We start from the raw sequence: 26818 nt of genomic DNA, 5'->3' as shown, positions 1-26818 counted from the left end.
AATTAATTAAAAGTTTTTTTACCTCATAAATATTAAGTATTTGGTTTACGCTGCTGTGAAACTGCTTGCGTCAAATCTTCACCAAACCACTTTGTGGTTAAGGTGGCATAAGTACCATTCTCTTTAAGACTTTTTAGACCTGCATTTACCTTCTCAAGTAACTCAGGTTGATCTCTTTCAACAAGGAGTACTTTGTATGCACTTTCTGCATGAATATCTTCATAGTCGAAATAATTTGGTTGTAAGTCAGGCAGGTCGTTCATAATATAACGAAGGGCACCAGCATCCTCTGCGACAGCGTCGACTTCACCTTGTGCCATTGCTTTTACTGCTAAGAAAGTTGATGGATATGGAGTGACAGATTCAACTTTGTTTTCACCGCTACTAAAATATTTATGTTGTACCGTATCACCGAGCACTCCTATTTTGACACTACCTAAATCTTTTAACGATTTGAGTTCTAAGGATTTATCTAAATATACAAGGCTTGATGGTAGCGGCGCATATGGATCTGAAAGTAAGTACTTCCGATCACGCTCAGCACTATAAGGCACAGCTGCTGCAAGCATATCTCGAGTTTTGTTATCTAAGTTTTCAAACACCTCTTCCCATGGATCACTATAGATCTCGACTTTAAATCCTTGATCTTCACCGATCTGACGCATGAGATCGATATCAAACCCAGTGACACTACCGTACTCATCGTTAAAACCATAAGGCGCAAACTGTGCATCAGTAGAAAGCTTCACTATTGGCGCTGTATCAGGCAACTTACTTACAAATTGACTTTTGTTTTCAACAGCTGCTGTACTACTGTTATTAGCATTCTCTTGCGTAGTCGCGTTATTAGTGGAGTTGCTACATCCAAACAATCCAACACTTAACATAATTGGAAGTACTTTATACAATGTCTTCATAACTCATCCTTGAACATTAGAAAATATTTGCTATACCTCGAATAAAAACTTAATAGATTTGTAGAATATCTTCATAATATTAAATACAAACTATTACATTCGATAATACTTCAGTAACTTTTTGATAGCTATGGACATATACATAAATATAGACAGGTGGGCAGATAAGTTGACAAGTGGTATTAACAACTATTATTAGGAGAATTTGAACGAATAATCACTGATTTAAGATGAAACAGACAGTAGGAACTTTATTAACTGGGCTTACTTGTATTTGAGTTTTACTCATATTTTAATAAAGACATAAAAAAAGCATTCGTCACGTATTAAACGTATAAATGCTTTTTAATTAAAATGTAGTTTAATTTGTTCGTTAGCTATTCTGCATCATCTAAATCCAGATTACGGTCTATCTGCCAAATTAAGAAGCAGCCAAGACTCATCAACGCAAACATGGCAATACCAATCTTAAGTACTGGATTGACCGGAAACAGATTTAACAATAACCCACCAAAGATACCGACCGAAAACATGAGCGAGCCTTGCAATGCACTCGCCATACCAGCACGGCGTTTTTGAAAAGCCAGAGCAATGGCAGAGGCGTTCGGTTGAGTTAAACCTAAACCTGAGATACAGAAGAAAATACAGGCAAGTACTAATGGCAGCCAAGCATCAGTACCAAGAAAGACACCTACAACGAACAGTACGCCCGCAGAAATCACCTGCATCATCGCGCCAAAGCGTAATATGCTTAAGATACGAAAGCGATTGGTAAGCCATTGGTTGAGCTGAGTTAATGCTACAAACCCTGCAGCATTCATCCCAAAGAGCCAACCGAAATGCGTCGCTGATATGCCATAAGTGTCCATAATTAACTCGGAAGCAGAGCTAATATAGACAAACATCGCCCCCATCAATAGCCCACCACCAATCGCTGGATAGTTAAAGCTAGGATCTTTTAATAGGCTCCAATACTGACTCAGTACTTCTTTAGCCGGGCGAATATTACGGTTTTCTTCAGTGAGGGTTTCAAAAAAGAAGAACTTGGTTAATAGTAGATTGAGCACCCCAAAAGCTGCCAAAAACCAAAAAATAGAATGCCAATCAAAGAACTGCAAAAATAGCGCACCGAGAGATGGAGCCAATATCGGCGCTAACCCCATTACCAAAATCATAATAGAAAAAGCTTTGGCAGTTTGTTTGGCAGTAAGACGATCACGAATTGCTGCGCGAGTAACGACGGCACCTACACATGCCCCAAGTGCTTGCAACGTACGCCCAGCGAATAAGACATACTCGTTACTGGTCGTAGCACAAATAATGGATGCAATCACATATAAGGTCATACCCATATATAAAGGCTTGACGCGACCAACGCGGTCACTAAAAGGACCGTAGAACAGTTGACCAAACACTAAACCAAAAAAATAGGCAGGAACAGAGTTAGCCATAAATGCCGTTGATACGCCAAAATCATCTGCCATTGATGGTAATGCAGGTAAATACATATCAATGGATAATGGTCCTACCGCAACAATCAGCCCGAGCATCATAATCCATGCAACGGGCAAATCAGCAGAACGCACGCGCTCAGAAGCAACAGGTCTATTAGGCAGAGAGGATTTTGGAGCAGACATAGTTAGGCCGTTTTATATAGGTTTATTATTTTGTTATTGATATTTTAATTGCTTGTAGATTTTATTTATGAATAAAAATAGACTACTAAAAATAATAATTATGCATACATAAGTGTTTATAAACCTAGGTACATAAGCTGACAGTGTTATATCGTACTGCTCGCTTATATTTCAATAGATGTATAACGTTAATAGAACAAACCCTGACAATTAAAAATCAACTAAAATAATGCCTTAAGATATGTTCCAGCTTAACGGAATTGGCGTTTAGCGAAAGCAGTGCTGGCTTGCTTGGCTTTCTTTAATGCAAACTTACGGTTGCGTCCCATCATTAGCTTCAATTGCCACATTTTTTCTTTATACAAAGTAATATTCGATTGCTGATACATCGCATTGATGACTCGCTTGCTAGCAAGTACTGCATCAGGAGAACGCTCGGCGAACTCAGCAGCAAGTGTCTGCGCCTGTTGTAATGGCGACTCGCTACAATGACTAATCAATCCCAATTGCTTCCCTTCTTCTGCATCAATGGTACGTGCACTCATCGCCAGCTCTTTTAGGACGTCTGCACGCACTACTCCTAGCGCTGATTGCGTTAGTCCCATATCTGGCACCAAACCCCATTTAGCTTCCATAATAGAAAGCTTGCAATCAGGATGACTGATACGTACATCACAGGCCAATGCCAACTGCAAACCTGCTCCGATACAATATCCTTCTAATACGGCAATCACGGGAATTGGTACATCACGCCAGACCAAACAAACTCGCTGAAATAAACTCTGGCATGGTTTGATTAATTCCCAAAATGCATAAGCCTGATTTTTAGGATGATTTAAATCACCCAGATCAATACCAGCGCAAAACGTCCCTTCAGCACCATTAAGAATGACAGCACGCAACGTTTTATCCTTGCTAATGTGCCCAGCAGCAGCAATCAGTTCATCAACTACTTTAAAGCTCATGGCATTCTTTTTTTCTGGCCGATTTATCGTAACGGTTGCAATATTTTCAGTCACGCTGACTTGCAGGGTTTTATATTGATAGGCGGTGATAGCATGCATAATGATCCTTAATAATAAATGAGGGAGATAAGATAATGTTCATTTTAGCTGCAACATGCTATCAATCTTAACAGGCTTATATCTGCTATACCTTACGAATAATTGACTGTAGCGCTATCAATATCTTTATGTTTAAAAACACGTTTCCATGACATTATAAATAACTTATCAAATAGCTATTTACTACTTATCTAGCCTATTATTTTAGCCAATATTTATTCAACTTATTTTTTATTCTCATTAAATCATCTTCCATGTCATATCATTTTCGCTTAGACGGTGATAGGTCAATTGCGGGTATGGAGATAGATCAAGCATCTGTAAATTGGTCAACGCGAGCAATAGGGCTTCATGATAAGGCTTGAGCATTGCAAACTGTGCTGGCGTAGTGTGTTGTACATTTAATAAGCACTTATCTTCTAAGTCTTGGCTAGCTTGCCGTAATTGCGGAACACCAGTATAACGACTTGCACCTAAGATTCGATGCGCAACTTGCGCGAGCATGTTTCGGTCTCGTGCCTGCCATGCTTGAGCCAAGGCGTCTTTTTCATCTGCAATCGTATCAATCATCATAATGATTAGCTTAGCAGCAAGATCTGGCTTATTCGCCGAACGGGTCAAGGCGTCTTCCCAGTCCAATACCTTTAGTCCATCAATAGCACTACTCTTCCAACCGTTGTCTTTTGACGACTGCTCTTGTGATTGCCCATCTTGTTCGCTGGAAGACTCTTGCAGTTGGTCTTGGTATTGTAAGCCTTGATAACGCGGCTGAGTAACACGTTGCGGTTCTCGCATATAATCATCACGAGGTTGAATATCCCGCATATAATCGTCACGAATTTTCTTTAATGATAATGGGCGCGGTACTGGTTTATCTACTGGCGTGCTTTTTGGCGTGCTGACACTAGCACTATCTATGACCTCAGGAGCTATGCTATTAATATCATCAGCAGGCGTAACTGTGCTCAGACTTTGTGTGGTTGACGTGCGCCCTAACCATTTTTGTAGCACTTGTAACAATTGCGGTTGGCTGATTGGTTTGCCAACATAATCATCGATACCGCACGCGAGCAGCTTGTCACGCTCGTCAGATAATCCATGCGCGGTTAACGCAATAATAGGAATATGACTATCACCGACTTCGATTTTGCGAATTTGCTGCGCTGCCTCGCGTCCTGACATGCGCGGCATTTGGATATCCATAAAGATAAGATCGATACTGTCTTTATCCTGTGCCTTATCTTGCGCCTTATTTTTTGAGTTAGCCGATTTTTCTTCTGTGTGCATATCTGTAGTCGATGCAGTATTAGTAGAAGCTGTATTGATTTGAGCACGAGCTTGGGCTTTTGAAATCTGCGTTTTGTTGGATAAGCTTTGCTGAGTAGGTTTAGCATTTTTTATATTTTTAGTTTGCTGTTTACTAATCAATTCAATAGCATCAAAGCCACTATTGGCAGTAATGACGTGAATGCCAAGCTCGCTGAGAAGTGCATCTAACACCAAGAGATTGGGCAGATGATCGTCTACAGCAAGCACAGTCACGCCATGCCAGCGCGGTGCTTGCGCTTCGATTGGTTCGCTTTTCTTTTGGGTATCAAGCATGGCATACAGCTGCCTTTTATCCAACGGCTCATATAGGATATTGGCGTGATAACGGTTCAATAGTGCCTGATCGGCGGCAACCTGATAGCCAAAGACAGCGAGCTTACCTTGATAATGCAAACGAATTTGTTTAAGCAGTGCCATCATGTCATCTTGAGTATCATTATCAACGATTACCCAGTCCCAATAATTGCCCTGCTCTTTGAGCGACTCAAGCACACCTGGCAAAGAGTTGGCCTGAGTAAGCTTAATCGGTAAGGTCTGCAAGCTGGCTTTGAGTACTTGTCTGGAAGCGTTGTGATTGATCCAAACCAAGACGTTAAATTCATCATTTTCGCTGGCAAGTGGCGCCAGTACCGGTAATGCAATGGTCTGCCCTGTCGCCGCTTCTAACACATCGATATGAGTTGGCATGCGGAACCAAAACGTCGCCCCTTGATTGGCTATGTTCTCTTGGGCGTTATCATAAAAACCAATATCACCGCCCATAAGGCGCGTTAATTGCTTAGAGATTACAAGGCCCAGCCCTGTGCCGCCATACTGACGTGTAATGGATGGATCGCCTTGGCTAAAGCTTTGAAATAACATCTTTTGATCTGCTAGAGAAATCCCTTTACCACTATCTTGGACACTAATCATCAGATAATTATCGCGATGATCGTCCAAGCTTACCCGCACTACTACATCACCGCTATCTGTAAACTTAATGGCATTACCGACTAGATTGGTCAAAACCTGCTTAAGGCGTAGCGCATCACCCACAATGCGCATTGGCACATCATTGTAGAACAACACGGCCATACGTAGGCCTTTCTCCGCCGATACTGGAGAGAGCATATCGACCACGTCATATATGGTGTCGTAAAGGTCAAACTCATGACGATCAAGCACCAACTTACCTGCTTCAATCTTAGAGAAGTCCAACACATCATTCACGAGCGCCAGTAGATGCGCAGACGATTTACGAATCGTATGCACATATAAGTCTTGCTCAGGATTTAGCTCACCGTGGCGTGCCAGCAGATTGATAAAACCATCGATGCTATTCAGCGGTGTCCGCAGCTCATGACTAATATTGGCTAAAAATGCAGATTTGGCTTGGCTGGTTGAAATCGCATCATCACGCGCATTGCGGATAGAGATGTTTTGCATTTCCATCTCATCAAAAGCCAGACGTAAGTCATCCTCGGTCTGTTCAGCATGATCTTTTAATTCTTGAAAACTTGAGTGCAAGCGCCGTAAAGTTTTTACCAAGTCTTGTTGCAGCAAGTTCAACTCACCATCGGACTCTACTGGAATAGGCTTATATAAATTATCTACATGAGTACGCTGTAGCTGCAAACGCAGCTCATAAATAGGCGCAATCCAGCGTTTGGCATAAATATTAAGACTCAACAGCAAGATTAAGATAGTAAAGAGACCGGTAATAACCAGCGCCATAGCGATACGGTAGCGCGCAATGTAAAGCGGTTCATTATCCATATCGACGAACAGCCACAATCTTTGTCCTTCAAAATCACCCAATACGCTGCCATAAGCCGTACCAATAGGCGTGGCTTGCTGTGATAAAAAATTTTGCGACGTATCAATTAAAGGCCAGCTTTCACTAACCCCATAACCTACCGTCGCGAGCACCTGATCATTCTCATTGATAATTGCAATGCGTTGTACATGCTGTTCCGACTGCATACGACTCAGTCTATCGCGAATCGATACCAATGTTGCCATGGCGCCTTTAGGAGCATCAGTTGTCGCACTGAGACTTTCATCAATTACTCGAGCAGTAGATGAATGAGAGGTAGGCATTCCTCCCAGCGCTTCTTCTGATAGTATTGCACTACTCAATCTACCACCACGAGCACTAATATAATGGTCTGAATGTACTTGAGATAAGGGTAGATTTTCAGGTCGGATATTGTTTTCAAGTGCCGCTTGGCTAGCAGCCGCCATATCACTAACCATATTTTGAGAATTTTCCTCATTAGCTTTTGACTGCTGACGTTCTTGCTCCAACAATGCAGGGATCAGCTCAGTTACCATAGGTTTATAACGAATCAACACGGCTTCAGCTAAAGCCTCTTGCTCTGATTCACTGGCACGCATAGTTTCATGAAAAACTAGAATGCCACCGACCGCTGCCAACACACAAATCGGCAAAAACACCAATATGATCAACTGACCATAGGCGCTACTGGTATCAAAGCGTTTTTTGTATGCCATGTTAGATTTAATCCCTACAGACGTTTATGCTATGTATAAATAGCAAATATAAGCCGTTTTGCCTAGGGCATGTCCTCATTTTAAAAATGGTGATAAAAATCAGATAAATTGCAGTCAAACAAGGAAAATAGCGCAGATAATATCGAGATATTAACCAGCTGTTTGGCAAAATTTAGCCATTTTTAGTCCATTTAGATGATAATCGATTGAATTGAGGCCATGCCCTAATAATTAACTTTCTAAATATTTTAGGTATTTTAACAGTATTTATAGATATAAAGGTTGTCATCGAAAATCATTGCTGATGAGCGACTGTAAATCACAACTTAGAAGATTGCTGCCAACTTGCTATGGATTTTAGTATTTACTTTATATTCCAATAGCTAAAAAATGCTTCATCGTTTATGGTTAATAGTTATTACTGGGAGACAATTTACTTGCACAGCCTTGTTTTTAGCACTATTTGTTTACCAAAATATCTTGATGCTATCAGCGTAGCTAAAAACAAAATGATATAATGATGCAAATTTTTAATTGTCGCCATTTTTTTATGATTGAAATGCTTTAATGAGCGTTTATATCAATCATTAGCTAACACGGCTAGTAGCTGTGGAAACACTTAGTCAAAAACCAAAACTATATTTAAAGAAACAAACTATTATTTGAAAATAAACAAGGATACCTTATGTCCTCTACGGCCATGTCAAACGCCAACTTTATTACTCAAGTCACTGAGCTTGCCGATTGCGTTGGTCAGACGCCATTAGTGAAATTACATCGTTTGCCTATAGAAGAAAACATTATAAATGGTGCGGTGTTATTGGCCAAACTTGAAGGTAATAATCCTGCAGGTTCTGTAAAGGATCGTCCTGCTTTTAATATGATTTATCAAGCGGAGCAGCGTGGTGATATCAAGCCTGGTGACACTTTGATTGAAGCAACTAGTGGCAATACTGGCATTGCTTTAGCCATGGTCGCCGCTATGCGCGGTTATCCAATGACACTACTGATGCCGACCAACTCTACCCAAGAGCGCAAAGATGCGATGATAGCTTATGGTGCTACTTTGATTGAAGTAGACGAAGGAATAGAAGCAGCACGTGATTTAGCGCTACAAATGCAATCTGAAGGTCAGGGTATCGTATTAGATCAATTTAATAATCCTGATAATAAGCAAGCGCATTATCTGACTACGGGTCCTGAGCTATGGGCACAAACTGATGGTAAAATCACCCACTTTATTAGCTCAATGGGGACTACAGGTACTATCACAGGCGTGTCAAAATATCTTAAAGAGCAAAATCCTGCGATTAAAGTTATCGGTTTGCAACCTGATGAAGAAGCTTCTATCGCTGGTATCCGCCGCTGGCCTGCTGCCTACATGCCCGGTATCTTTGAAGCAGATTTAGTCGATGAAGTTATGGATATTGATCAGCGTATCGCTGAAGTCTATATGCGTAAACTGTCGAAGACTGAAGGTATCTTTGCAGGTGTTTCATCAGGAGCAGCAGCATGGGCAGCTACGCAAGTTGCCAAAGAAAACCCAGATGCCGTTATTGCCTTTATTGTCTGTGATCGTGGCGATCGTTATCTATCAACTGGCTTGTATAATGTTGATGACAGCAGCACGCAAGCATAAGTAAGTAACTAGGATTATTTATGTCACATGCCCTACCTGCTAATCCCATACTGGTTTTTGATATTGAGACAGTAGCAGATACTGACGCCGCACGCCGTATCTATCCGCAGTTGGCTGATTTAAACAATGCCGATGCTTTAAGTGCATTGACTGCGATCAGAATACAAGAGGCTGGGCATGACTTTATGCGTTTACCATTACAACGTATTGTCTGCATATCGGCGTTATATATTAAAGATGGACAGTTTTCTTTGTTTTCTTTAACTGCAGATAAATTTAGCGAAAAAGATATTCTTGCCAAGTTTTTTCGAGCATTTAATGATATTGAAACCTTGCCACAGCTGATTAGTTGGAATGGCTCTGGCTTTGATATTCCGGTGCTTATTTACCGTGCTATGCAATACGATTTGTCCGCCCCATGGTTATTTGAGGAAGGCGAACGTATAAAAAGTATGCGTTTTGATAATTACGTCAACCGTTTTCAAACAAAGCATTTGGATCTGATGGACAGATTTAGCCAATACGGTGCGAGTCGACGTGAAGCAATGGATGTCGTTGCAAGCCTATATGGCCTACCCGGTAAGACTGATGTGGATGGCAGCATGGTTGGTGAACTCGTTAACCAGGGTGATTGGCAAACGCTATCGATATATTGCGAATCTGATGTCATGAATACATGGCTGATATATTTACGCTGGCTGCGTCTGACAGGTAAGCTGTCGTCACCGTCTTATACTTATTGGCAACAGCAGAGTCGTGATTATTTAGCAAAATTCACTCAAGCAGATGGCAAAGCACGCCATCATGAGTTTATTGCTGATTGGTCATCTGCGCCCCAGTCATAAAAACTAAAGCCATAATCACCCCAATTGTAAAAACCAGAGTCATAGAAATAGCGCCATAAATAGTAGCACGCGCCATCATTCTTTTAGTTATTTATCATTTATTATTAAGGCAGGTTTATGCAACCCACCGATTCACAAACGTCTACAGCACCTGATACTACGTCACAAGTCAACGATACCCAAACGATCACTATCCCGCCTAATAAGAAAAAATCTAAACCATCGTCAAAGACGCGTCGTCGTCTAAAAGAGGCAGAGCCACTACCTTTTACTATTGATGGCTTATCGCATGATGGTCGCGGGGTTGCGGTATATGGCAATGGCTTTGGTGAGGCCGATGGTCATGTAGAAGATAAGCATGGCAAAAAGGTCTTTGTCAGCTTTGCTTTACCGGGTGAAAGTGCTTTAGTGAAACTAACTAATAGCCGTACCAGTTTTGAAGAAGGCGACGCAATTAGTATCACTGCCAATCCAAACCCTGAACGCGCTGTACCGCCTTGCCCACACTTCGGTGTATGCGGTGGTTGTAACTTGCAACACTGGCAGCCAGATAGTCAGATCAACTTTAAACAATCGGTACTTGCGGAGATGCTCGTGCATCAAGCGAATGTTGAGCCTGATACTTGGCTTGCGCCGGTAGTGGGTGATCGCCTTGGCTATCGCACCAAAGCTCGATTGGGCGTACGCTATGTCGCCAAAAAAGAAACCGCTTTGGTCGGCTTTCGTGAGCGCTCAAGTAACTTTTTGGCAGAGTTAAATGAGTGTCATATCTTAGATCCGCGCATTGGCTTTGAGATTGAGAATTTAAAAACACTTATTAGTACGCTTGAGAGCCGTGACAAAATTGCTCAGCTTGAGCTGGCAATGGGTGAGCAAATGCCAGAGCTACCCGATGGCAATCAGCCAGTTGCACTCATTGTGCGTAACTTGGCACCCTTATCTGAAGCAGATATAGAGAAGCTAAAAGTCTTTTTTGCTGCACGCAACTGGCAGTTATATCTACAGTCTAAAGGCGCTGATAGTATTAAACGTATTGCTTTAACTGACGCTGATGATATGACCGAGCAGTTTGGGCGTCTATATTATCAATTGCCAGAATATGATCTTACTTTTGAGTTTATCCCTACGGACTTTACCCAAGTAAATCTGTCCGTTAATCGACAGATGACTAAGCTTGCTTGCGAATTATTAGATCTAAAAGCGGGTGAACGCGTACTAGATCTGTTCAGCGGTTTGGGCAATTTCAGTTTGCCATTAGCACGTCTTGTCGGAGAAACCGGTTCAGTCGTAGGCGTTGAAGGTAGTGATGCAATGACTGCACGTGCAGCAGAGAATGCGCGGCGCAATGACATTCATAACACTGAATTTTATACTCAAGATTTGACTCATGATTGCTCAGATAAACCATGGGCTAATCAAGGTTTTGATGCATTACTTATCGATCCACCCCGCTCTGGCGCTTGGGAAATTATGCAGTATTTACCTAAGTTTAACGCTGAGCGGATTGTTTATGTCTCTTGCAACCCTGCTACTCTCGCTCGTGATACAAAAGCACTATTGGAGCAAGGTTATCGTCTGACTCATGCTGGAGTGATGGATATGTTTTGTCATACTGGGCACGTTGAGTCAATCGCGCGCTTCGAAAAAGTAGCAGCTTAACTTAGCTTAACTTAGCTTAACTTAGCTTAACTTAGCTTAGCTTATCTGGGCTGGACTATTGAATACATTTTTAGGTTCTTTATTGCTTCAGCTGGGACGTTTTCTTAACAAACAAAAGCTTGTTAGGATATAGTTACTCTTATATGCATTATCACTACAGAGCCTTGCTTGAATTACAACTTTAAAATGACATAATAATACCCATACAGTCTGTATGTGTATTATTTAATCTTTATACGTATTGTTAAACAATATTGTGTGCATTTGCACTTATAGTCTTAAGATACTGGGCATTAATTCTTTATCATCGTTAGCAAAAATGGACTTTTGCCGCGGTGTTGGTTATATCCGATAATAATTTATTACGGGTTAGAACGAGAGTTTGTGCATAGCAGGTAAGACAATAAGAAATTTTGAAAATAGCTAAGAGGAGCCGGCTATGGTAAAGATTCGAGAAGGTTTACCGCTGATTGATGGACAAACAACGCATGCTGATAGTGCGGCATTGGCAGCACAATTAGTTGCCAGCCAGCGCTCTCATCAATCTGCTAATAGCTATGCTCAAGTGCCGCTTGATATCAAACAACAGCTGGCAACTCACAAACTCCATACTACTTTCGATCGCTCTGCCCGATACTCTTATCATAACCATGATCCGAAGCTAGAAAACGAATATTCAGAGCATATTCTTCTAGATAACGTTCAAATGCTCTCAGAAGTATCCAATGTCGATGACTTGGCTCAAGCCAATATTGATGTACCTGCTTGGCTTGATAACGTTGCAAAACGTATTGGTCAAGACTCTGTACCTAATCTATCTACTGCTTGCGAGTTTATCCGCAGTCGCATGAACACTAGCGAATCTGAGCGTTCTGGTGCTTATGTTACTGGTATTGGTATGGCTGATATTCTAACCTATCTATATCAAGACGAAGATGCTTTAGTCGCGGCTATGCTCTATCGTAGCGCACGTAAGTCACTAGTCAGTTTGGTAGAAATCGAGCAAAACTTTGGTACTGATATCGCGACCTTAGTTAAAGACGCTTTGGCGATGGGAAAACTATCTGCCATTATAGAGAGCAACAAACGCTTGGAAGATCACTTCGTTAATAACCAGCGCGACCAGTTATCGAATATCTACAGTATGCTTATTTCAGTGACTAACGATGTGCGCGTCGTGCTTATTAAGCTTGCTGAACGTACCTTTGCCATGCGTGAGTTGTCATTTTCCAATCCGGAACGCCAGCAACGTGTAGCTCGTGAAGTAATGACCATTTATGCCCCGCTGGCCCACCGTTTAGGCATTGCTCAGCTAAAATGGGAGCTTGAAGACTTAGCTTTTCGCTACCTTGCTCCTGAGCGTTATAAAGAGATTGCCAAGCTATTATCCGAAAAACGTAGCGAACGTGAGGATTATATTCAGCGAGTACAGGACAAGCTCAACGAGGCTTTAGCAGAATCTGATATTACTGCTGATGTTTCAGGACGAGTCAAGCACATCTACTCCATTTACCGCAAAATGAAATTAAAGCGCTTATCTTTTGATCAGCTTTATGATATTCGAGCACTGCGAGTATTGGTTGAAAACCCATCAGATTGTTATCATGTTTTAGGATTGGTACACGGCTTGTGGCGTTATATCCCTGAGCAGTTCGATGACTATATTACCAACCCAAAACCGAATGGCTACCGCTCTTTACATACGGCTGTCATCGCTGAAAATAAATCACTCGAAGTACAAATTCGTACACAAGGCATGCACTTTGAAGCCGAGCTTGGCATGTGTGCACATGTCAATTATAAGGAAGGCCTAAAAAAGAAAAAAGACAGCTATCTAACTCAAAGAATCAGCTCCCTACGTCATCTACTATCTGTTAATAATGAGACACGCAATCAAACACGCTCAGGTCTAGAAACAGATGGTGACTTTAGTGATCATGGTTTAAACGAATTTGAAGATGAAGAGCCAATCGTCGATTTCGATGAGCTTGAAAGGATTTATATTTTTAGCCGAGACGGTGACATCACTGAGCTACCAAAAGGCGCTACCGTGCTCGATTTTGCCTATTACGTTCACACACAAGTAGGCAATCGTGCCCAAGCTGCTCGGGTAAACCAGCGTTATGTACCACTCACTTACCAGCTAAAAACTGGCGAGCAAGTTGAGATTATTACTAAAGCATCACGCGAGCCCAATCGTGATTGGCTAGTGGCTGCACTCGGTTATATCCATACCAATCGTGCACGCTCTAAATTACGCCAATGGTTCAATAAGCAAGACCGTGATAAGAATATTGAAATTGGCAAACAGATGCTTAGTAAGGAGCTTGAGCGCCTGTCAGTACATCCTAATAGCATTGACTTGAATGACTACACCCAGTTCTTTCACGTCAACACCACTGACGATATCATCGTAGGCCTAGTCACAGGAGATATAGGCCTGCATCAACTGACCGGACATATTTCTCGTCAGCTGCATCTTGAGCCTGAAAAAGAAAAAGAAGAATATGCACCTAGTGTTGACCCAAAAGCTACAGGGAAGCTTGACGCGTATAAAATCTGTATTGATGGTCTTGATAATATTGAGATTAATCTAGCAGGTTGCTGTCACCCTGTGCACGGTGAGCCAATCTCTGGTTACATTACTTTATCTCGTGGCGTTAGTGTTCATAATCGCGGTTGCCCTGAATATATACGTTTGATTGAGCGTGATCCTGAACGAGAAATAAGTGCCGCTTGGAAGTCTAAATCCGGTCGTTATCAACCCGTTGATATCCATATTGAAGCCTATGATAGACGTGGACTGCTACGTGATTTGACCCAAGTTATTGATAAAGAGAGTGTCAACATACGTAAGGTTGAAACCCTAAGTACCGATGACAATATCGCTTCTTTAAAGTTCCATATTGAAGTGTCAGGTTTAGCCCATTTATCCAAACTACTTGCCAAGCTTGAGCAGCAACCGGGAATTCTGCACGCGCGTCGTTCTGTTGCCTAGTGGTAAATAATCAACAGTAGTCATGCAGGAGATATATGCATTAATCATGAATATATCTCCTGCATAACTGAACCTCTATTTTAAAGAATATTGTTATATGCAGCTGATAACTTAACTTTTAATTAATGCTTTCCAAATTTTTATAGAAAATTACTATGCCTGAATTACCTGAAGTTGAAACCACTAAAACCAGTCTTGCGCCTCTATTGGAACAAAGACTAACCGCTGTAGAAGTGTTTCAGCCAAAATTGCGTTGGCTTATGCCTGCTGACTTAGACGCTCTGATTGATTACACTTTGCAAAACGTAGAGCGCCGCGCAAAATATCTAATCCTTACCTTTATACCGAACGCAGAGCTTGTAGAAAACAGTCAAACTATGACTGAGAGCAACTCTTTACGTCAACGTAAGCTGATAATACACTTAGGAATGTCAGGAAGTTTGCAACAACATCTCGTTGGTACTGATAAACGTAAGCATGATCATTTAGTAATCACTTTTGACAATGCTAACGGCATACAGTCGCAATTGCATTACCATGATCCCAGACGTTTTGGAGCTGTGTTATGGTATAAGGATTATAGTGCCAAGCTTTTAGATCATCTAGGTCCTGAGCCGTTATCAGCCGATTTCACTGCTGACTATTTATACCAGCTGATTCAACGTAGTAATGGTGATGAAACGACGGACAAGAAAACTAAGAAACGCCCTATCACCCGTGCAATCAAATCAGTAATTATGGAACAGCAAGTTGTCGTTGGCGTCGGAAATATCTATGCGACAGAAAGTCTATATTTGGCAGCCATACATCCTGCTACCCCAGCGCACAACGTATCTTACAATCAAATAGTAATTTTGGTTGATCATATTAAGATCATACTACAACGAGCCATTGAGCTTGGTGGTTCAACATTACGTGATTTCACAGTAGCAAGTGGTCAAACTGGATACTTTCAGCAAACTTTAAACGTCTATGGTAAACAAGGCGAATCATGTCCGCATTGTGATACTGCGCTTGATAATATTAAAATTAATGGGCGCGCTAGTGTATTTTGTCCAAGTTGTCAGCGGGTTTAATAAACAAAGTCCTATCATAATATATAGGGCAAAAAACAGTGTAACGTGCTTTTATGTTGCTTATCGGCACGCATCTTGCTTTAATAAGTAAGCAATGCTGTTTTATGATTACTTTTAACCAGCAGTGCTCATTATTCATACCGCTTACACGTTTTAGGAAATCATGATGACTGTTAATGCCAATACCCAACGCATTGTTAAGAGTAAGCTTCTTACCGCTATTCTAAGCGTAAGCTTCATTGTAGCGTTCACACAGCCTGCCTCGGCCGCGATAGAGATAGATGAGGGCGACTTTGGCCCATCTTATGATACGATGATAGTCGATACAGTCGTTGGTAAGCCCTTACAGCTAGTCACCGCAGTCGCTGGTACCGCCGCTTATCTTGTGAGCCTGCCCTTCTCCCTTATCGGTGGTAATGCTGATCAAGCTCAGCAAAAACTATTCGTTGAACCTTGGGATGCTATGGCGCGCTGCTTAGGTTGTACGGTTGCTGAAGATAATTTTTATAAATCACAAAGTGTTAACGATAATGTCGTACGTATCGTTGTTGATCGTCCATCAGAGATTTTGATTAATACCAATGATTATGTGATCGTTAATCAACCTTAAAACCTAACTTCTCACTTTAAATATTTTAGCTCGGATTAAAGCAAAATAGAATAAAAACAAAACCAACAAAAAGGGCTAACTCATTGAGTTAGCCCTTTTTATTATTTAACTATTTTATCAATGAAGATTGATATTAAGCACCTTTCTTACGACCATAACGCTTACGCTCACTTTCAGTCAAATAACGCTTACGTAGACGAATCGCTTTTGGCGTGACTTCTACTAATTCATCATCTTGAATGAATTCAAGTGCTTGCTCAAGCGTAAACTTAACCGCTGGCGTTAGCGTTAGCGCTTCATCAGTACCACTGGCACGAACGTTGGTTAACTGCTTAGCAGTCGTTGGGTTAACGGCCATATCATCGTTACGTGAGTTAAGACCAACGATCATACCTTCGTAAACTTCAAGCTGTGGCTCAGCAAATAATTTACCGCGTTTTTGTAGGTTAAATAGAGCAAAACCTAAGCAAACACCCTTCGCCATAGAAACTAAGACGCCATTCGAGCGACCACCAACATCACCGATCTTTTGTGGACCGTAATGTGAGAAGCTTGACGTCATGATACCGGTACCTGAAGTCAAGGTTAAGAATTCAGAGCGGAAACCAATCAAACCACGTGCAGGCATAGTCGCTTCGATACGCATACGACCTTTACCATCAAGCTCCATATTGGTCATCTCGCCTTTACGCAAGCCGACCTGCTCCATGATAGAACCTTGATGCTCATCTTCGATATCGAAGACAACGTTTTCATACGGCTCTTGTAACTTACCATCAACTTCTTTAACGATAACTTCTGGGCCTGAAACACCCATCTCAAAACCTTCACGGCGCATGTTTTCGATAAGTACAGATAGATGAAGCTCACCTCGACCTGATACTTTGAATTTATCAGGAGACTCTGTATCTTCTACACGTAATGCTACGTTATGAATCAATTCACGCTCAAGACGCTCACGAATATTACGTGAGGTCACAAACTTGCCGTCACGACCAGCGAACGGTGAGTTATTCACTTGGAAGTTCATCGATACGGTTGGTTCGTCAACGGTCAATGCTGGCAATGCTTCAACGTGGTTAGGATCGCAAATAGTATCTGAAATATTAAGCGCATCAATACCTGTAATACAGATGATATCACCCGCTTGTGCATCTTCTACTTCGATACGATCCAAACCGTGGTAACCCATAATCTTTAGGATACGGCCGTTACGAGTGTTGCCATTCTTGTCGATTACAGTCACTTGCGTGTTGGTTTTAACTTTACCACGCTGGATACGGCCAATACCGATAACACCAACGAAGCTATTAAAATCAAGGCTTGAGATTTGCATGCGGAATGGCGCATCTGCATCAACCTGTGGTGGCTGTACAACATCAACGATAGTTTTAAATAACGGCGTCATGTCATCAGCTAAATTATCTGCTTCTAGACCTGCAATACCATTCAGCGCTGATGCATAAACAACTGGAAAATCTAATTGCTCATCAGTTGCACCTAAGTTGTCAAATAAATCAAAAATCTGATCCATTACCCAATCAGGACGTGCACCAGGACGATCAATTTTGTTGATAACAACAATTGGTTTCAAGCCTTGCTCAAACGCTTTTTGAGTCACGAAACGGGTTTGAGGCATTGGTCCATCAACAGCATCAACGACTAGAAGTACACAGTCAACCATTGACATTACACGCTCAACTTCACCACCGAAATCGGCGTGACCTGGAGTGTCAACAATGTTAATACGATATTCAGTATCGTCAGTGCTGTCTGTCCAACGAATGGCTGTATTTTTAGCCAAAATGGTAATACCACGTTCTTGCTCAATATCACCTGAATCCATTGCACGTTCAGCAATGTTTGCACGATCGCCAAAAGTGCCAGATTGATGTAATAATTTATCAACTAGCGTTGTTTTACCGTGATCAACGTGGGCAATAATTGCAATGTTACGCAGGTGTTTGATATCGTTCGCCATATAAAATGCTCGTTTTGTCTTAATAAAATGCAGTAGCAGTAAGCGCCGCTGGAGAAACTTTTATCATAAAGCAGATAGATATTTTTACTTTACTATCAAATGACTACGCAATAGGAGTAGTGGGATAAGAAATGCTGGCAAAGTAGAATTTCTATACTGATAAATCCATCGTACAGATAGCTATGCTAATGTACACTTTGTCAATCTACAAAGTGTTTGGGCGGCTAGTATAACATTATTACATTATAAATTTATGCAATAAGTTATTTATCTGAGTACTTAAACAAAAAAAAGCCACCTAATAGGCAGCTTTTTTTGTAACTTTATGATTTAGAACATAACTAACTGGTTATATATTATTGAATAACCATGTCTTTAGTTTGTTCAACAGTCATTGTTTTGTCACCAGTAATGATGGCATAAACACGACGGTTCATAGCACGACCTTCTTCAGTATCGTTTGGAGCGATTGGACGGTCATAACCGTAACCAACTGTTGATAAACGGTTTGGAGCAATACCAAATTCGTTAGTCAACATAGATTTCACAGCAACTGCACGGGCTTCAGATAGACGTTGGTTATAACGTGCTGAAGGACCAGTTTTAGAAGCATGACCTTCTACACGAGCGCTAGAGTTAGGATACTCACGCATCTTCTCTGCTACTTTAGAGATTTCAGTTTTGTACTGGTCTTTGATAGCTGATTTGTCGTTATCAAAGAATACACGTAGTTCCATTTTCAGCTCGTCAGTAATATCTACTGCTACTGGGCAACCGCGCTCATCGACTACTACGTTCATTGGAGTTCCTGGGCATTCATCGATGCTATCAGGTACGCCATCGCCGTCTGAATCAACGTCTTGCTCAACGATTACCACTGGTGGAACAGAAACTTCAGGCTCTACTTGTGGTGGTACTGCTACTGTTGGTGATAAATGGCCACCAAGTACAACTTCTAGACCGGCCAAAGCCATGCCTTCCCACCAGTTGTTATCAAAGTTATGAATCGCACGAGCTTCACCACGTAGGCTTAAAGCGTCGTTGATGCGATACATAGCACCTAGACCTAGGTTACCGATAGTATCTTTAGATGATGAAACTTCAGTACCAGCCTCAACACGACCTACAGAAGAACCTTGTGCAGTATCATAAGTTTCTTGGTTTTCAACTTCAATCTTAGACTGACCAGCACCAATTAGAACATATGGTTTGAACGCACTATCAGTATAACCAGTAAATTCTTCAGTACCGATTAAGAAGTTACCAGAAATCATAGTTTGTTCGATATCAAAACGGTTAACACCAGCATCTGCAGAATCTTCAGAAGCTTCACCGTTAGCACTTGTTACGCCATACTCTACTTGGAACTGAGTAGAAGGAGTAAGCTCGATACCTAGAGCAGCACCAGTGTAAAGGCTGCTTTCTTTAGCTACGCCACCATTCGGTACATTACCACCACGACCATCGATCGAGTTACCGTTGGCATCGATATATAGGTCTTTACCAGTCTTTAAGATATCACGCTGCTTATCACTAGTATCACTGAACTCTTCAGTCATGTGATAACCAAGTAGTAATGGGCTGATAGTAACGCCAGCATTAGCTGCTAAAGGTGCAGCTGCTACGGCAACTAGAGCTAGAGCAATTTTATTCAATTTCATGGACTTCCTCCAAAGGATGATTTGAGTGATGCGTTAAGCAAAACCGCTTCCTAAGATGTAATAAAAGTAGACATCTTTTACGAATGCATAATTATACAACAAAACTAATTAGGAAGTAGCTTATCGACTATCAATTAAGTTTACAACTTTTTTCGTTAGGCAGCTACACATTATTACACGATAGTGTTGCAACTAAAACACAATAGCCTGCTTATTTTACTAAGAACTAACACACGTTGCAATTTTAGTCTTTTGAATGCTAATTCGCAATAGAAGTAACTCTGGTTGTATCTATTGTCTGTCATCAGTTTAATACAATTGTATTTTTTTCTCTATTACAAAAGATGTGTTTTCACTAATTGAAACATTTTTTGACAGTTGTACTATATTTTGTTTATATTAAAACAATGAACATTATTTGATTCAATAACCAAGATAACGATGTAAAAAATTTGTAAGTGTAGAGAAGTCAGTACGTTTTAGAAATCTAATGCTTTATATAAGGCAAAATAGAAGAATGAATGTTTATTTAAAATTATAAGTCCAATCAAGTTAGCTCACACAATAAATCCATCATTATAGGTAATGACTATATATGACTAAGCGACATAATACGCCATGCCCTACTCAGCAGATATCAAACCCTGGTTTGCTTAATTTCATTGTCATTGACCATTTAAAAGCTATCAAAAACCTTTCTAAACACTATAATCAAAAAGGATTTAATCTTGTAGAACTCATAGTAACAATAGCAATTTTAGCCATTATCGCTACCATAGCAGCTCCAGCCATTTTAACCCAACTGGCAAGTATGGAAGCTAAACGTATTAAAAATCAATTAGAGACCACGCTTAAGATAGCAAAAGCTGAGAGCTTTATAAGAAGACAGAATTTGTTGGTTTGCCTATCTAATTCAGGAGGGCGTTGCCACCGAGATAGCTATAAAAAGCTTCTATTATTTGTAGACAATAACAATAATAAGCATTTTGATGTTCAGGTTGATGTGCTATTAAAAGAGGAATCTTTGAACCCTAAATACAGCACCCTAAGTTTGCGAGTAGGAAATAAGCGCCATTATACTAAGTTTTGGGGAGATAGCGGTAAACCACGTGGGCATTTTGGTCATATAAAATACTGTCCAAGCTCAACTTATGGTCAAGCTATGTATCAGATCTCATTTAATCAAGGTGGTATCATTAGATACAAGCCTAATGATATACATCCTACTGACTGTTTATAAATATAACATCTATCATAACAATATTAGTTAGTCACTATCAGATTCAACCCTGTATAGAAAATCACTCATACATCGCAGTTTTCATCATAGTCACTGCTTGCGACAACCCTACAAATATTGCATCGGCAATCAATGCGTGCCCAATGTTCAGCTCATAAATATCGTCAATTTGTGCAATCGCATTAACATTGTCACGAGTTAGACCATGACCTGCATTAATTAGCAATTTATCATCTAAATTTTTTGCGACAATCACTGCTTGTTTAATACGTTGTAGCTCAACATTCTGCGCATCAAAATCTCCAGCCAAACCTACCTCGGCATAAGTACCGGTATGCAGCTCAATAGCATCAGCATGACAAGCAACTGCTGCAGCAATTTGGACCTCATCTGGATCGATAAATAAAGAGACCTTAATACCTGCTGCATGTAACTCATTGATGTATTTTTTCAGATGAGTGATTTGCCCTGCAACGTCCAACCCTCCCTCAGTAGTTAGCTCCGCACGCTTTTCAGGTACTAAGCAAACCCAAAATGGTTTAACTTCGCAAGCAATAGATAGCATTTCAGAAGTTGCTGCCATCTCCAGATTCAACCTAGTAGTCAATTGTCTCGCTATCTCATACACATCTGAGTCTTGGATATGACGACGATCTTCACGTAAATGTATAGTAATGCCATCTGCGCCTGCTTGCTCGCATAATAATACTGCCTCTAAAGGGCTAGGATAGTTGACACCACGCGCTTGACGTAAGGTTGCTACATGATCAACGTTGACACCTAATAGCGGTCTGTTTACTGAGTTTTGTGAAGAGGTGACCATAAGAAATCCTTTTAAAAACGAAATCTGATTGACGTATAGATGATAATGCTAAAATAGCGTCACATTTAATATTGATTTAAACAGCTATATGTTAACCAAATGACTGCTTTATTATTGGTAACGCTGCTGCTGTTGCCATAGTAAGCGACTTTGTAATGGCTGATAGTCAAGCAGATGATCAATCAGATGTCTATGTAGCCTTGACCAATTGCTTAGCGTCGCGTCAGTAATGCCCAGTTGTGCCATTTTTATAATATCAGCCCCACTGAAAACTGTTTGTAACGCATTAATTGTCGTTTTATCAGGTTGAAAAGTAGCAACAAAACCTACATCAGACAAAAACCGATAATCAGTATCAGGCTCAATAGGTGCTAGTATGTTGTCATGCGTTAACGTTAAAGAAAAGCCCATCTCTTCGAATAAATGAGATTCAAATTGGCGTAAGCATAATCTCAACGCATCCGCTGCTAACGGCTGCTTTAGCTGTAATAAGCTGTTTTGATAATGTTGCCATAATACTGGCATCGGATCTTCGCTAGGCAACAACTTCCACAATATCTCATTTAAATATAATGCGGCGTACTGTTGCTGACCGCTTATTTGTTGATAACGTGATGGCTTAGTAGCCGTAGCAGACTCTGTAGAGTCATCCTCTGCTGGCATCAAATTAATCTGACTAAAGGTTTTTAAATCACGCTTGCCCGTTGCAAACAGTTGTAACGGCTCAAAGAGAGGTGCACCCTTTTTACCAATACCGTGCACTACACCATGTTGTTGGGAAAACAAATAGTAAAGCGCACGTTTTTCTTGATAAGGTCGCTGATGTAATAAATAACCTATTAATGCTTCATTGCGCATTGTTTGTTACCTCAACATCATGTCCAGACTTGATGTTTAGTTTAATCAATAACCCAAGCTTGTTAATGCACGCTCATCATCAGACCAACCACGCTTGACTTTTACCCATAGAGTTAACATTACTTTTTTATCAAATAACTTTTCCATATCTTTACGGGCGTCCATACCAACTTGCTTGATACGCTGACCTTTTTCACCAATCACGATGGCTTTTTGGCCATTACGTTCTACATATATTGTTGCATCGATGAAAGTACATGCTTTACGTGGACGACCTGTTTTAGGATCCATATGAGCCGCTTCATCTTTAAACTCGTCAATCTGTACGGTTAAATCATAAGGCACTTCATCACCAGCGCTACGCATAATTTTTTCGCGGATAATCTCACTGGCTAAAAATCTCTCTGAGCGGTCAGTGATTTGTTCAGTGTCATAAATTGGCGTCGCCTTTGGTAGGTGCGAAGCAATAACTTCCTCAAGACGATCTAGGTTTTGGTTCTTTAGAGCTGAGACCGGTACGATGTCGGCAAAGTCAAAGCTGTCACTGAAAGTTTCAATCAGTGGCAGAATAGACCCTTTATCTTTTAACGTATCTGCTTTATTAATGACCAATACGACAGTTAAGTTAGTATCACCAAGCTTCTGTAAGGTCAATAAATCATCATCACGCCACTGGTCTGAGTCAACCACAAACAGTACCAAATCTACATCTACCAGCGCTGATACAGCAGCTTTATTCATACGCTCATTGATAGCACGTACTTCATTACGATGAATACCAGGCGTATCTACAAACACTGCCTGCATTTCATGGGTGCTTAAAATGCCATGAATACGATGACGAGTTGTTTGCGGCTTACGTGAGGTAATCGACAGCTTTTGTCCTAGTAAATGGTTCATTAAAGTTGACTTGCCAACGTTTGGACGACCAATGATCGCTACGTAGCCTGCTTTAAAGTCTTCAGAAACGTCATCATTATTACTTGGCGCAAAGAACCCATCAATCGCATCGTTATTTTCAAGATCAGTATCGCTATCAGATTCGTCGGCAGCGTCATTATCTTGCTGCTGAATAGCTGTCAACGACTCTCCTATTTTTCTACTTTCTTGTGTGTTTTCTACTTGTTCTACAGTAGTTGCTTGGTTTGTATCAGTGTTCTCTGTCATATTATTGGCATTATCTTCGGGGGTAGATGGCAAGTCAGTATGATTGCTCATAGGGTAATCCTGTGGAGTTTTGATGATAGGCCTAGCAGTATATTTAATCTGTTAATAATACTTACTAGGCTAATTTCAATTTAGAAATAAAGAAATTTGAAGGTCTATATTGTTTATTAAGTTGTTGATAACCATTAGGTTAGTCTTTAACAAGTATCTAATATTTAATCGAGTCAGGTGAACAGGTTATCAACGTTAGGAATTAAGTTATTAACGTTTTTTAAGCGCGCCAGGTAACTTGTGCAATTGATTGATCATTAGTTCAGCTGCTTTTTGCTCAGCAATCCGGCGACTCTCACCAGACTCAGTGATATCAGGGCAACTGCTAATATTCACCTGACAGCGTACAACAAATATCTGATAAGGCGCATTGCCACGGGTTTCGACCAACTCATAGTGTGGCAAATCAAACTGTTTGGATTGTAGCCATTCCTGTAAACGACTTTTGGCGTCTTTTAGTGCTTTTTGGTCATTAACGTTGTCGATTAAGTCACCATACCATGACAGCACACAATTACGAGTGATTTCCATATCTTGGCTGTCTAAATAAATAGCCCCAATCAACGATTCTACCGCATCAGCCAATATCGAAGCGCGATTACGTCCACCACCTTTACGTTCACCAATACCCAAGATCAGATGGTTGGATAGCTCTAAGTTCTGAGCGATGGTAACTAGGGACTCTTGGCGTACCAATGTGGCACGCATACGAGTCAAACGCCCTTCATTCTGACTAGGATAGCGATGATATAGTGCCTCGCCAACAATCATTCCAAGAAGTGCATCACCTAAAAACTCTAAGCGCTCATAGTTTTTTTTGCTATCGAACGAGCGATGCGTTAAGGCTAACTTTGGTAGATTTAAATCATTAAAGACGTAGCCTAATTTGCGTGTCAATACTTCCAGACGCTGAATAAAATCTGAGCTGATTGGCAAAGTCTCCATAGTTGCGCTATTTTTTTTGGCGGCAGGCAGCGCTTGGTACTGTTGTGGAGTTGATTTCATGCGTGGCTTTTGGCTATCCTTTAATGTTAGTAATTTAAACGTTTAAATAATTGATAGAATTATTTCACAAGAGTCGTCTGACCCTTATGAATTATTGTTAATTGGTAAAAATCTTATGAGAATGCCTACTCTACCGAGGCAGCATTTATTTCACCTTCAAAACGATTAACGATATCGACATTACCAAAAAAGTTACTGGTTTTATCATAGTCTTTATAAATGGCCAGTTGACCTGTCTTGTTATTGGTAAAAGTAAATACTTCTTCAGCGGTCGTATCATAATCAGCATTAATAGAGAGTTGACGGTTAACACGTTCAACGAACTGTTTTGCAGTCTCACCATTATTATTAGCTTCTTTTAACTGCGCACCTAACGTTTTGCTTAGCTGGTAATCACCAACTTGTGCAGGCATGATCGCAATAATCAATTTGCCAGCAATAACAATAATAATTAGCAGCAAGACAATACTAGTCACACTAGACCCACGCTGAGACGTCAAACTCGTTAACTGGTGCGCCATGAGGCCCCCTCTAATGATTTAATTTAATGTATTCTAACCAGTTGTTTTATCCGCCCTATCTATTTTTATATCTCATTTTTTTATTATCCGTTTGTGTACCTTCATATCCACTACGATTAATATGTCAAATATAGTATAAATTTTATTTTGATTAGGGTCAGTATGAATACTAGCATAATATCTAATAAACAAAACAGTTACTGATTAGAAACAATAATCAATCAATTGAACCATTACGAGAGAAAGTTGGAAGATTAAGTCCTGGTGGCTTATGCATCCAAATATAGACGGCTTTACCCGCTAAATTTTCATCGGGTACGAAGCCCCAAAAGCGTCCATCAGCACTACGATCTCGGTTATCACCCATGACGAAATACTCACCATCAGGCACAGTAACCTGCCACTCTGTCCCCGCTGAACTGACTACTTCTGGCGATTGCTGCTGTAAGAACGGTGCATATTGCGAACTATTCATATCTGAAAGATAGCGCACTAAATGCTTATTCTCACCTTGAGTTTCTTGAAAATATTGTGCTTGGTCTTCTTCTTGCTGCCCCATCTGTGTCGCTTCATTCTCAGTCAGTACCTGACCTGGCATCACTTGACCAGCTGGGTAAAGTTGCGCCGTTAGATCAGTGTTAGCATCGAAATTCACTGACTTAGTATCTACTGGCACATCATTAATCGCAATTTGTCCCTGATTATAGCTGACCGTATCTCCCGGTAGACCTATTACCCGCTTGATATAATAGATGCTAGGGTTTTCAGGATAGCGAAATACTATGACATCACCATGCTCTGGTGAGCCAGTATCTAGTACTTTATTACAGGTGAGCGGTAAGCGTACGCCATAAGCATATTTATTGACGGCAATAAAGTCACCAGTATATAGAGTTGGCACCATAGACGATGATGGAATATTAAAAGGTTCAATCAAAAATGAGCGCACAACCAGCACTACTGCCAATACAGGGAAAAAGTCATAGGCCCAGCGCACTAGCAAGCTCTCTTTACCGCGGCCACGTGTTTTACGCTGTTTTAGTGTTAACTTGTCTAGTAACCATATAAAACCTAAGGCTATAGTTAACGGCACCAAAATCAAATTGAAATCAAAATCCATGCTAATTTGCCTATTAAAGATCTGCTTCTATGACCATGTCAATTTGTCATGCCAGTCATGGTCATTTAGAGTTTTAAACAGTGACTTACATGCAGTGATTACTTACTAACTCAGCTATCAGATT

At 40.7% G+C, this 26818-nt stretch carries 19 protein-coding genes; 7 read left to right on the top strand and 12 right to left on the bottom strand.

Annotation, left to right across the window (positions count from 1 at the left end; genetic code table 11):
* Positions 1-32: 32 nt before the first annotated feature.
* The 4 genes from AK823_RS02255 to AK823_RS02240 form a co-directional block, all read right to left on the bottom strand.
* Entirely contained in the window at positions 33-917 is an 885-nt protein-coding gene (locus AK823_RS02255) for a transporter substrate-binding domain-containing protein (RefSeq protein WP_068325879.1), read from the bottom strand.
* Positions 918-1294: 377 nt separating this feature from the next.
* Positions 1295-2554: a multidrug effflux MFS transporter gene (locus tag AK823_RS02250; protein WP_068325877.1), complete on the bottom strand. Its 1260-nt coding sequence runs from the start codon at positions 2552-2554 to the stop codon at positions 1295-1297.
* Between the two features lie 251 nt (positions 2555-2805).
* Positions 2806-3618: a crotonase/enoyl-CoA hydratase family protein gene (locus AK823_RS02245; protein ID WP_068325875.1), complete on the bottom strand. Its 813-nt coding sequence runs from the start codon at positions 3616-3618 to the stop codon at positions 2806-2808.
* A 240-nt stretch (positions 3619-3858) separates the two neighbouring features.
* A complete protein-coding gene (locus tag AK823_RS02240) occupies positions 3859-7440 on the bottom strand; it encodes an ATP-binding protein (protein ID WP_068325873.1) in 3582 nt (1193 codons plus the stop codon).
* 685 nt (positions 7441-8125) lie between these two features.
* On the opposite strand from AK823_RS02240, the gene cysM reads away from it, so the two are divergent.
* From cysM to AK823_RS02210, 6 genes are all read left to right on the top strand, one after another.
* Positions 8126-9079, top strand: a complete 954-nt coding sequence (gene cysM, locus AK823_RS02235; RefSeq protein WP_068325870.1) for a cysteine synthase CysM — start codon at positions 8126-8128, stop codon at positions 9077-9079.
* Positions 9080-9099: 20 nt separating this feature from the next.
* Positions 9100-9924 carry a 3'-5' exonuclease gene (locus AK823_RS02230; protein ID WP_068034364.1) on the top strand — a complete coding sequence of 275 codons (825 nt, stop codon included), beginning with the start codon at positions 9100-9102 and terminating at the stop codon, positions 9922-9924.
* Positions 9925-10041: 117 nt separating this feature from the next.
* On the top strand, positions 10042-11583 hold the full coding sequence (gene rlmD, locus AK823_RS02225; protein ID WP_068325868.1) for a 23S rRNA (uracil(1939)-C(5))-methyltransferase RlmD: 1542 nt from the start codon (positions 10042-10044) through the stop codon (positions 11581-11583).
* A gap of 439 nt (positions 11584-12022) precedes the next feature.
* Positions 12023-14581, top strand: a complete 2559-nt coding sequence (locus tag AK823_RS02220; protein ID WP_068325866.1) for a bifunctional (p)ppGpp synthetase/guanosine-3',5'-bis(diphosphate) 3'-pyrophosphohydrolase — start codon at positions 12023-12025, stop codon at positions 14579-14581.
* Positions 14582-14736: 155 nt separating this feature from the next.
* The gene (gene mutM, locus AK823_RS02215; protein ID WP_068034359.1) at positions 14737-15657 is read left to right on the top strand and encodes a bifunctional DNA-formamidopyrimidine glycosylase/DNA-(apurinic or apyrimidinic site) lyase; all 921 of its coding nucleotides are present in this window, start codon (positions 14737-14739) and stop codon (positions 15655-15657) included.
* Positions 15658-15820: 163 nt separating this feature from the next.
* Positions 15821-16267, top strand: a complete 447-nt coding sequence (locus AK823_RS02210; RefSeq protein WP_228138900.1) for a hypothetical protein — start codon at positions 15821-15823, stop codon at positions 16265-16267.
* Between the two features lie 133 nt (positions 16268-16400).
* On the opposite strand, the gene typA is transcribed toward AK823_RS02210, so the two are convergent.
* Entirely contained in the window at positions 16401-18248 is a 1848-nt protein-coding gene (gene typA, locus AK823_RS02205) for a translational GTPase TypA (protein WP_068034356.1), read from the bottom strand.
* Positions 18249-18604: 356 nt separating this feature from the next.
* Positions 18605-19909 carry an OmpA family protein gene (locus AK823_RS02200; RefSeq protein ID WP_068325863.1) on the bottom strand — a complete coding sequence of 435 codons (1305 nt, stop codon included), beginning with the start codon at positions 19907-19909 and terminating at the stop codon, positions 18605-18607.
* Between the two features lie 595 nt (positions 19910-20504).
* On the opposite strand from AK823_RS02200, the gene AK823_RS02195 reads away from it, so the two are divergent.
* Entirely contained in the window at positions 20505-21149 is a 645-nt protein-coding gene (locus AK823_RS02195) for a GspH/FimT family pseudopilin (RefSeq protein WP_082785607.1), read from the top strand.
* A 61-nt stretch (positions 21150-21210) separates the two neighbouring features.
* On the opposite strand, the gene AK823_RS02190 is transcribed toward AK823_RS02195, so the two are convergent.
* The 6 genes from AK823_RS02190 to lepB form a co-directional block, all read right to left on the bottom strand.
* Positions 21211-21972: a pyridoxine 5'-phosphate synthase gene (locus tag AK823_RS02190; RefSeq protein ID WP_068325862.1), complete on the bottom strand. Its 762-nt coding sequence runs from the start codon at positions 21970-21972 to the stop codon at positions 21211-21213.
* A gap of 111 nt (positions 21973-22083) precedes the next feature.
* The gene (locus AK823_RS02185) at positions 22084-22830 is read right to left on the bottom strand and encodes a DNA repair protein RecO C-terminal domain-containing protein (protein ID WP_068325861.1); all 747 of its coding nucleotides are present in this window, start codon (positions 22828-22830) and stop codon (positions 22084-22086) included.
* A 45-nt stretch (positions 22831-22875) separates the two neighbouring features.
* Entirely contained in the window at positions 22876-24048 is a 1173-nt protein-coding gene (gene era, locus AK823_RS02180; RefSeq protein WP_149031833.1) for a GTPase Era, read from the bottom strand.
* A 210-nt stretch (positions 24049-24258) separates the two neighbouring features.
* Positions 24259-25053, bottom strand: a complete 795-nt coding sequence (rnc, locus tag AK823_RS02175) for a ribonuclease III (protein ID WP_068034348.1) — start codon at positions 25051-25053, stop codon at positions 24259-24261.
* A 125-nt stretch (positions 25054-25178) separates the two neighbouring features.
* The gene (locus AK823_RS02170) at positions 25179-25574 is read right to left on the bottom strand and encodes a DUF4845 domain-containing protein (RefSeq protein ID WP_068034346.1); all 396 of its coding nucleotides are present in this window, start codon (positions 25572-25574) and stop codon (positions 25179-25181) included.
* A gap of 217 nt (positions 25575-25791) precedes the next feature.
* The gene (gene lepB, locus AK823_RS02165; RefSeq protein ID WP_068325859.1) at positions 25792-26694 is read right to left on the bottom strand and encodes a signal peptidase I; all 903 of its coding nucleotides are present in this window, start codon (positions 26692-26694) and stop codon (positions 25792-25794) included.
* Between the last annotated feature and the right edge of the window lie 124 nt (positions 26695-26818).

The sequence above is a fragment of the Psychrobacter sp. P2G3 genome (assembly GCF_001593285.1).
GTDB lineage: Bacteria > Pseudomonadota > Gammaproteobacteria > Pseudomonadales > Moraxellaceae > Psychrobacter.
This window is presented reverse-complemented; position numbering and strand designations above follow the sequence as displayed.

What these genes read in the sequence shown, in the direction of transcription:
- AK823_RS02255 (WP_068325879.1), bottom strand. Translation starts at nt 917, where the DNA reads ATGAAGACATTGTATAAAGTACTTCCAATTATGTTAAGTGTTGGATTG.
- AK823_RS02250 (WP_068325877.1), bottom strand. Translation starts at nt 2,554, where the DNA reads ATGTCTGCTCCAAAATCCTCTCTGCCTAATAGACCTGTTGCTTCTGAG.
- AK823_RS02245 (WP_068325875.1), bottom strand. Translation starts at nt 3,618, where the DNA reads ATGCATGCTATCACCGCCTATCAATATAAAACCCTGCAAGTCAGCGTG.
- AK823_RS02240 (WP_068325873.1), bottom strand. Translation starts at nt 7,440, where the DNA reads ATGGCATACAAAAAACGCTTTGATACCAGTAGCGCCTATGGTCAGTTG.
- cysM (WP_068325870.1), top strand. Translation starts at nt 8,126, where the DNA reads ATGTCCTCTACGGCCATGTCAAACGCCAACTTTATTACTCAAGTCACT.
- AK823_RS02230 (WP_068034364.1), top strand. Translation starts at nt 9,100, where the DNA reads ATGTCACATGCCCTACCTGCTAATCCCATACTGGTTTTTGATATTGAG.
- rlmD (WP_068325868.1), top strand. Translation starts at nt 10,042, where the DNA reads ATGCAACCCACCGATTCACAAACGTCTACAGCACCTGATACTACGTCA.
- AK823_RS02220 (WP_068325866.1), top strand. Translation starts at nt 12,023, where the DNA reads ATGGTAAAGATTCGAGAAGGTTTACCGCTGATTGATGGACAAACAACG.
- mutM (WP_068034359.1), top strand. Translation starts at nt 14,737, where the DNA reads ATGCCTGAATTACCTGAAGTTGAAACCACTAAAACCAGTCTTGCGCCT.
- AK823_RS02210 (WP_228138900.1), top strand. Translation starts at nt 15,821, where the DNA reads ATGATGACTGTTAATGCCAATACCCAACGCATTGTTAAGAGTAAGCTT.
- typA (WP_068034356.1), bottom strand. Translation starts at nt 18,248, where the DNA reads ATGGCGAACGATATCAAACACCTGCGTAACATTGCAATTATTGCCCAC.
- AK823_RS02200 (WP_068325863.1), bottom strand. Translation starts at nt 19,909, where the DNA reads ATGAAATTGAATAAAATTGCTCTAGCTCTAGTTGCCGTAGCAGCTGCA.
- AK823_RS02195 (WP_082785607.1), top strand. Translation starts at nt 20,505, where the DNA reads ATGACTAAGCGACATAATACGCCATGCCCTACTCAGCAGATATCAAAC.
- AK823_RS02190 (WP_068325862.1), bottom strand. Translation starts at nt 21,972, where the DNA reads ATGGTCACCTCTTCACAAAACTCAGTAAACAGACCGCTATTAGGTGTC.
- AK823_RS02185 (WP_068325861.1), bottom strand. Translation starts at nt 22,830, where the DNA reads ATGCGCAATGAAGCATTAATAGGTTATTTATTACATCAGCGACCTTAT.
- era (WP_149031833.1), bottom strand. Translation starts at nt 24,048, where the DNA reads ATGAGCAATCATACTGACTTGCCATCTACCCCCGAAGATAATGCCAAT.
- rnc (WP_068034348.1), bottom strand. Translation starts at nt 25,053, where the DNA reads ATGAAATCAACTCCACAACAGTACCAAGCGCTGCCTGCCGCCAAAAAA.
- AK823_RS02170 (WP_068034346.1), bottom strand. Translation starts at nt 25,574, where the DNA reads ATGGCGCACCAGTTAACGAGTTTGACGTCTCAGCGTGGGTCTAGTGTG.
- lepB (WP_068325859.1), bottom strand. Translation starts at nt 26,694, where the DNA reads ATGGATTTTGATTTCAATTTGATTTTGGTGCCGTTAACTATAGCCTTA.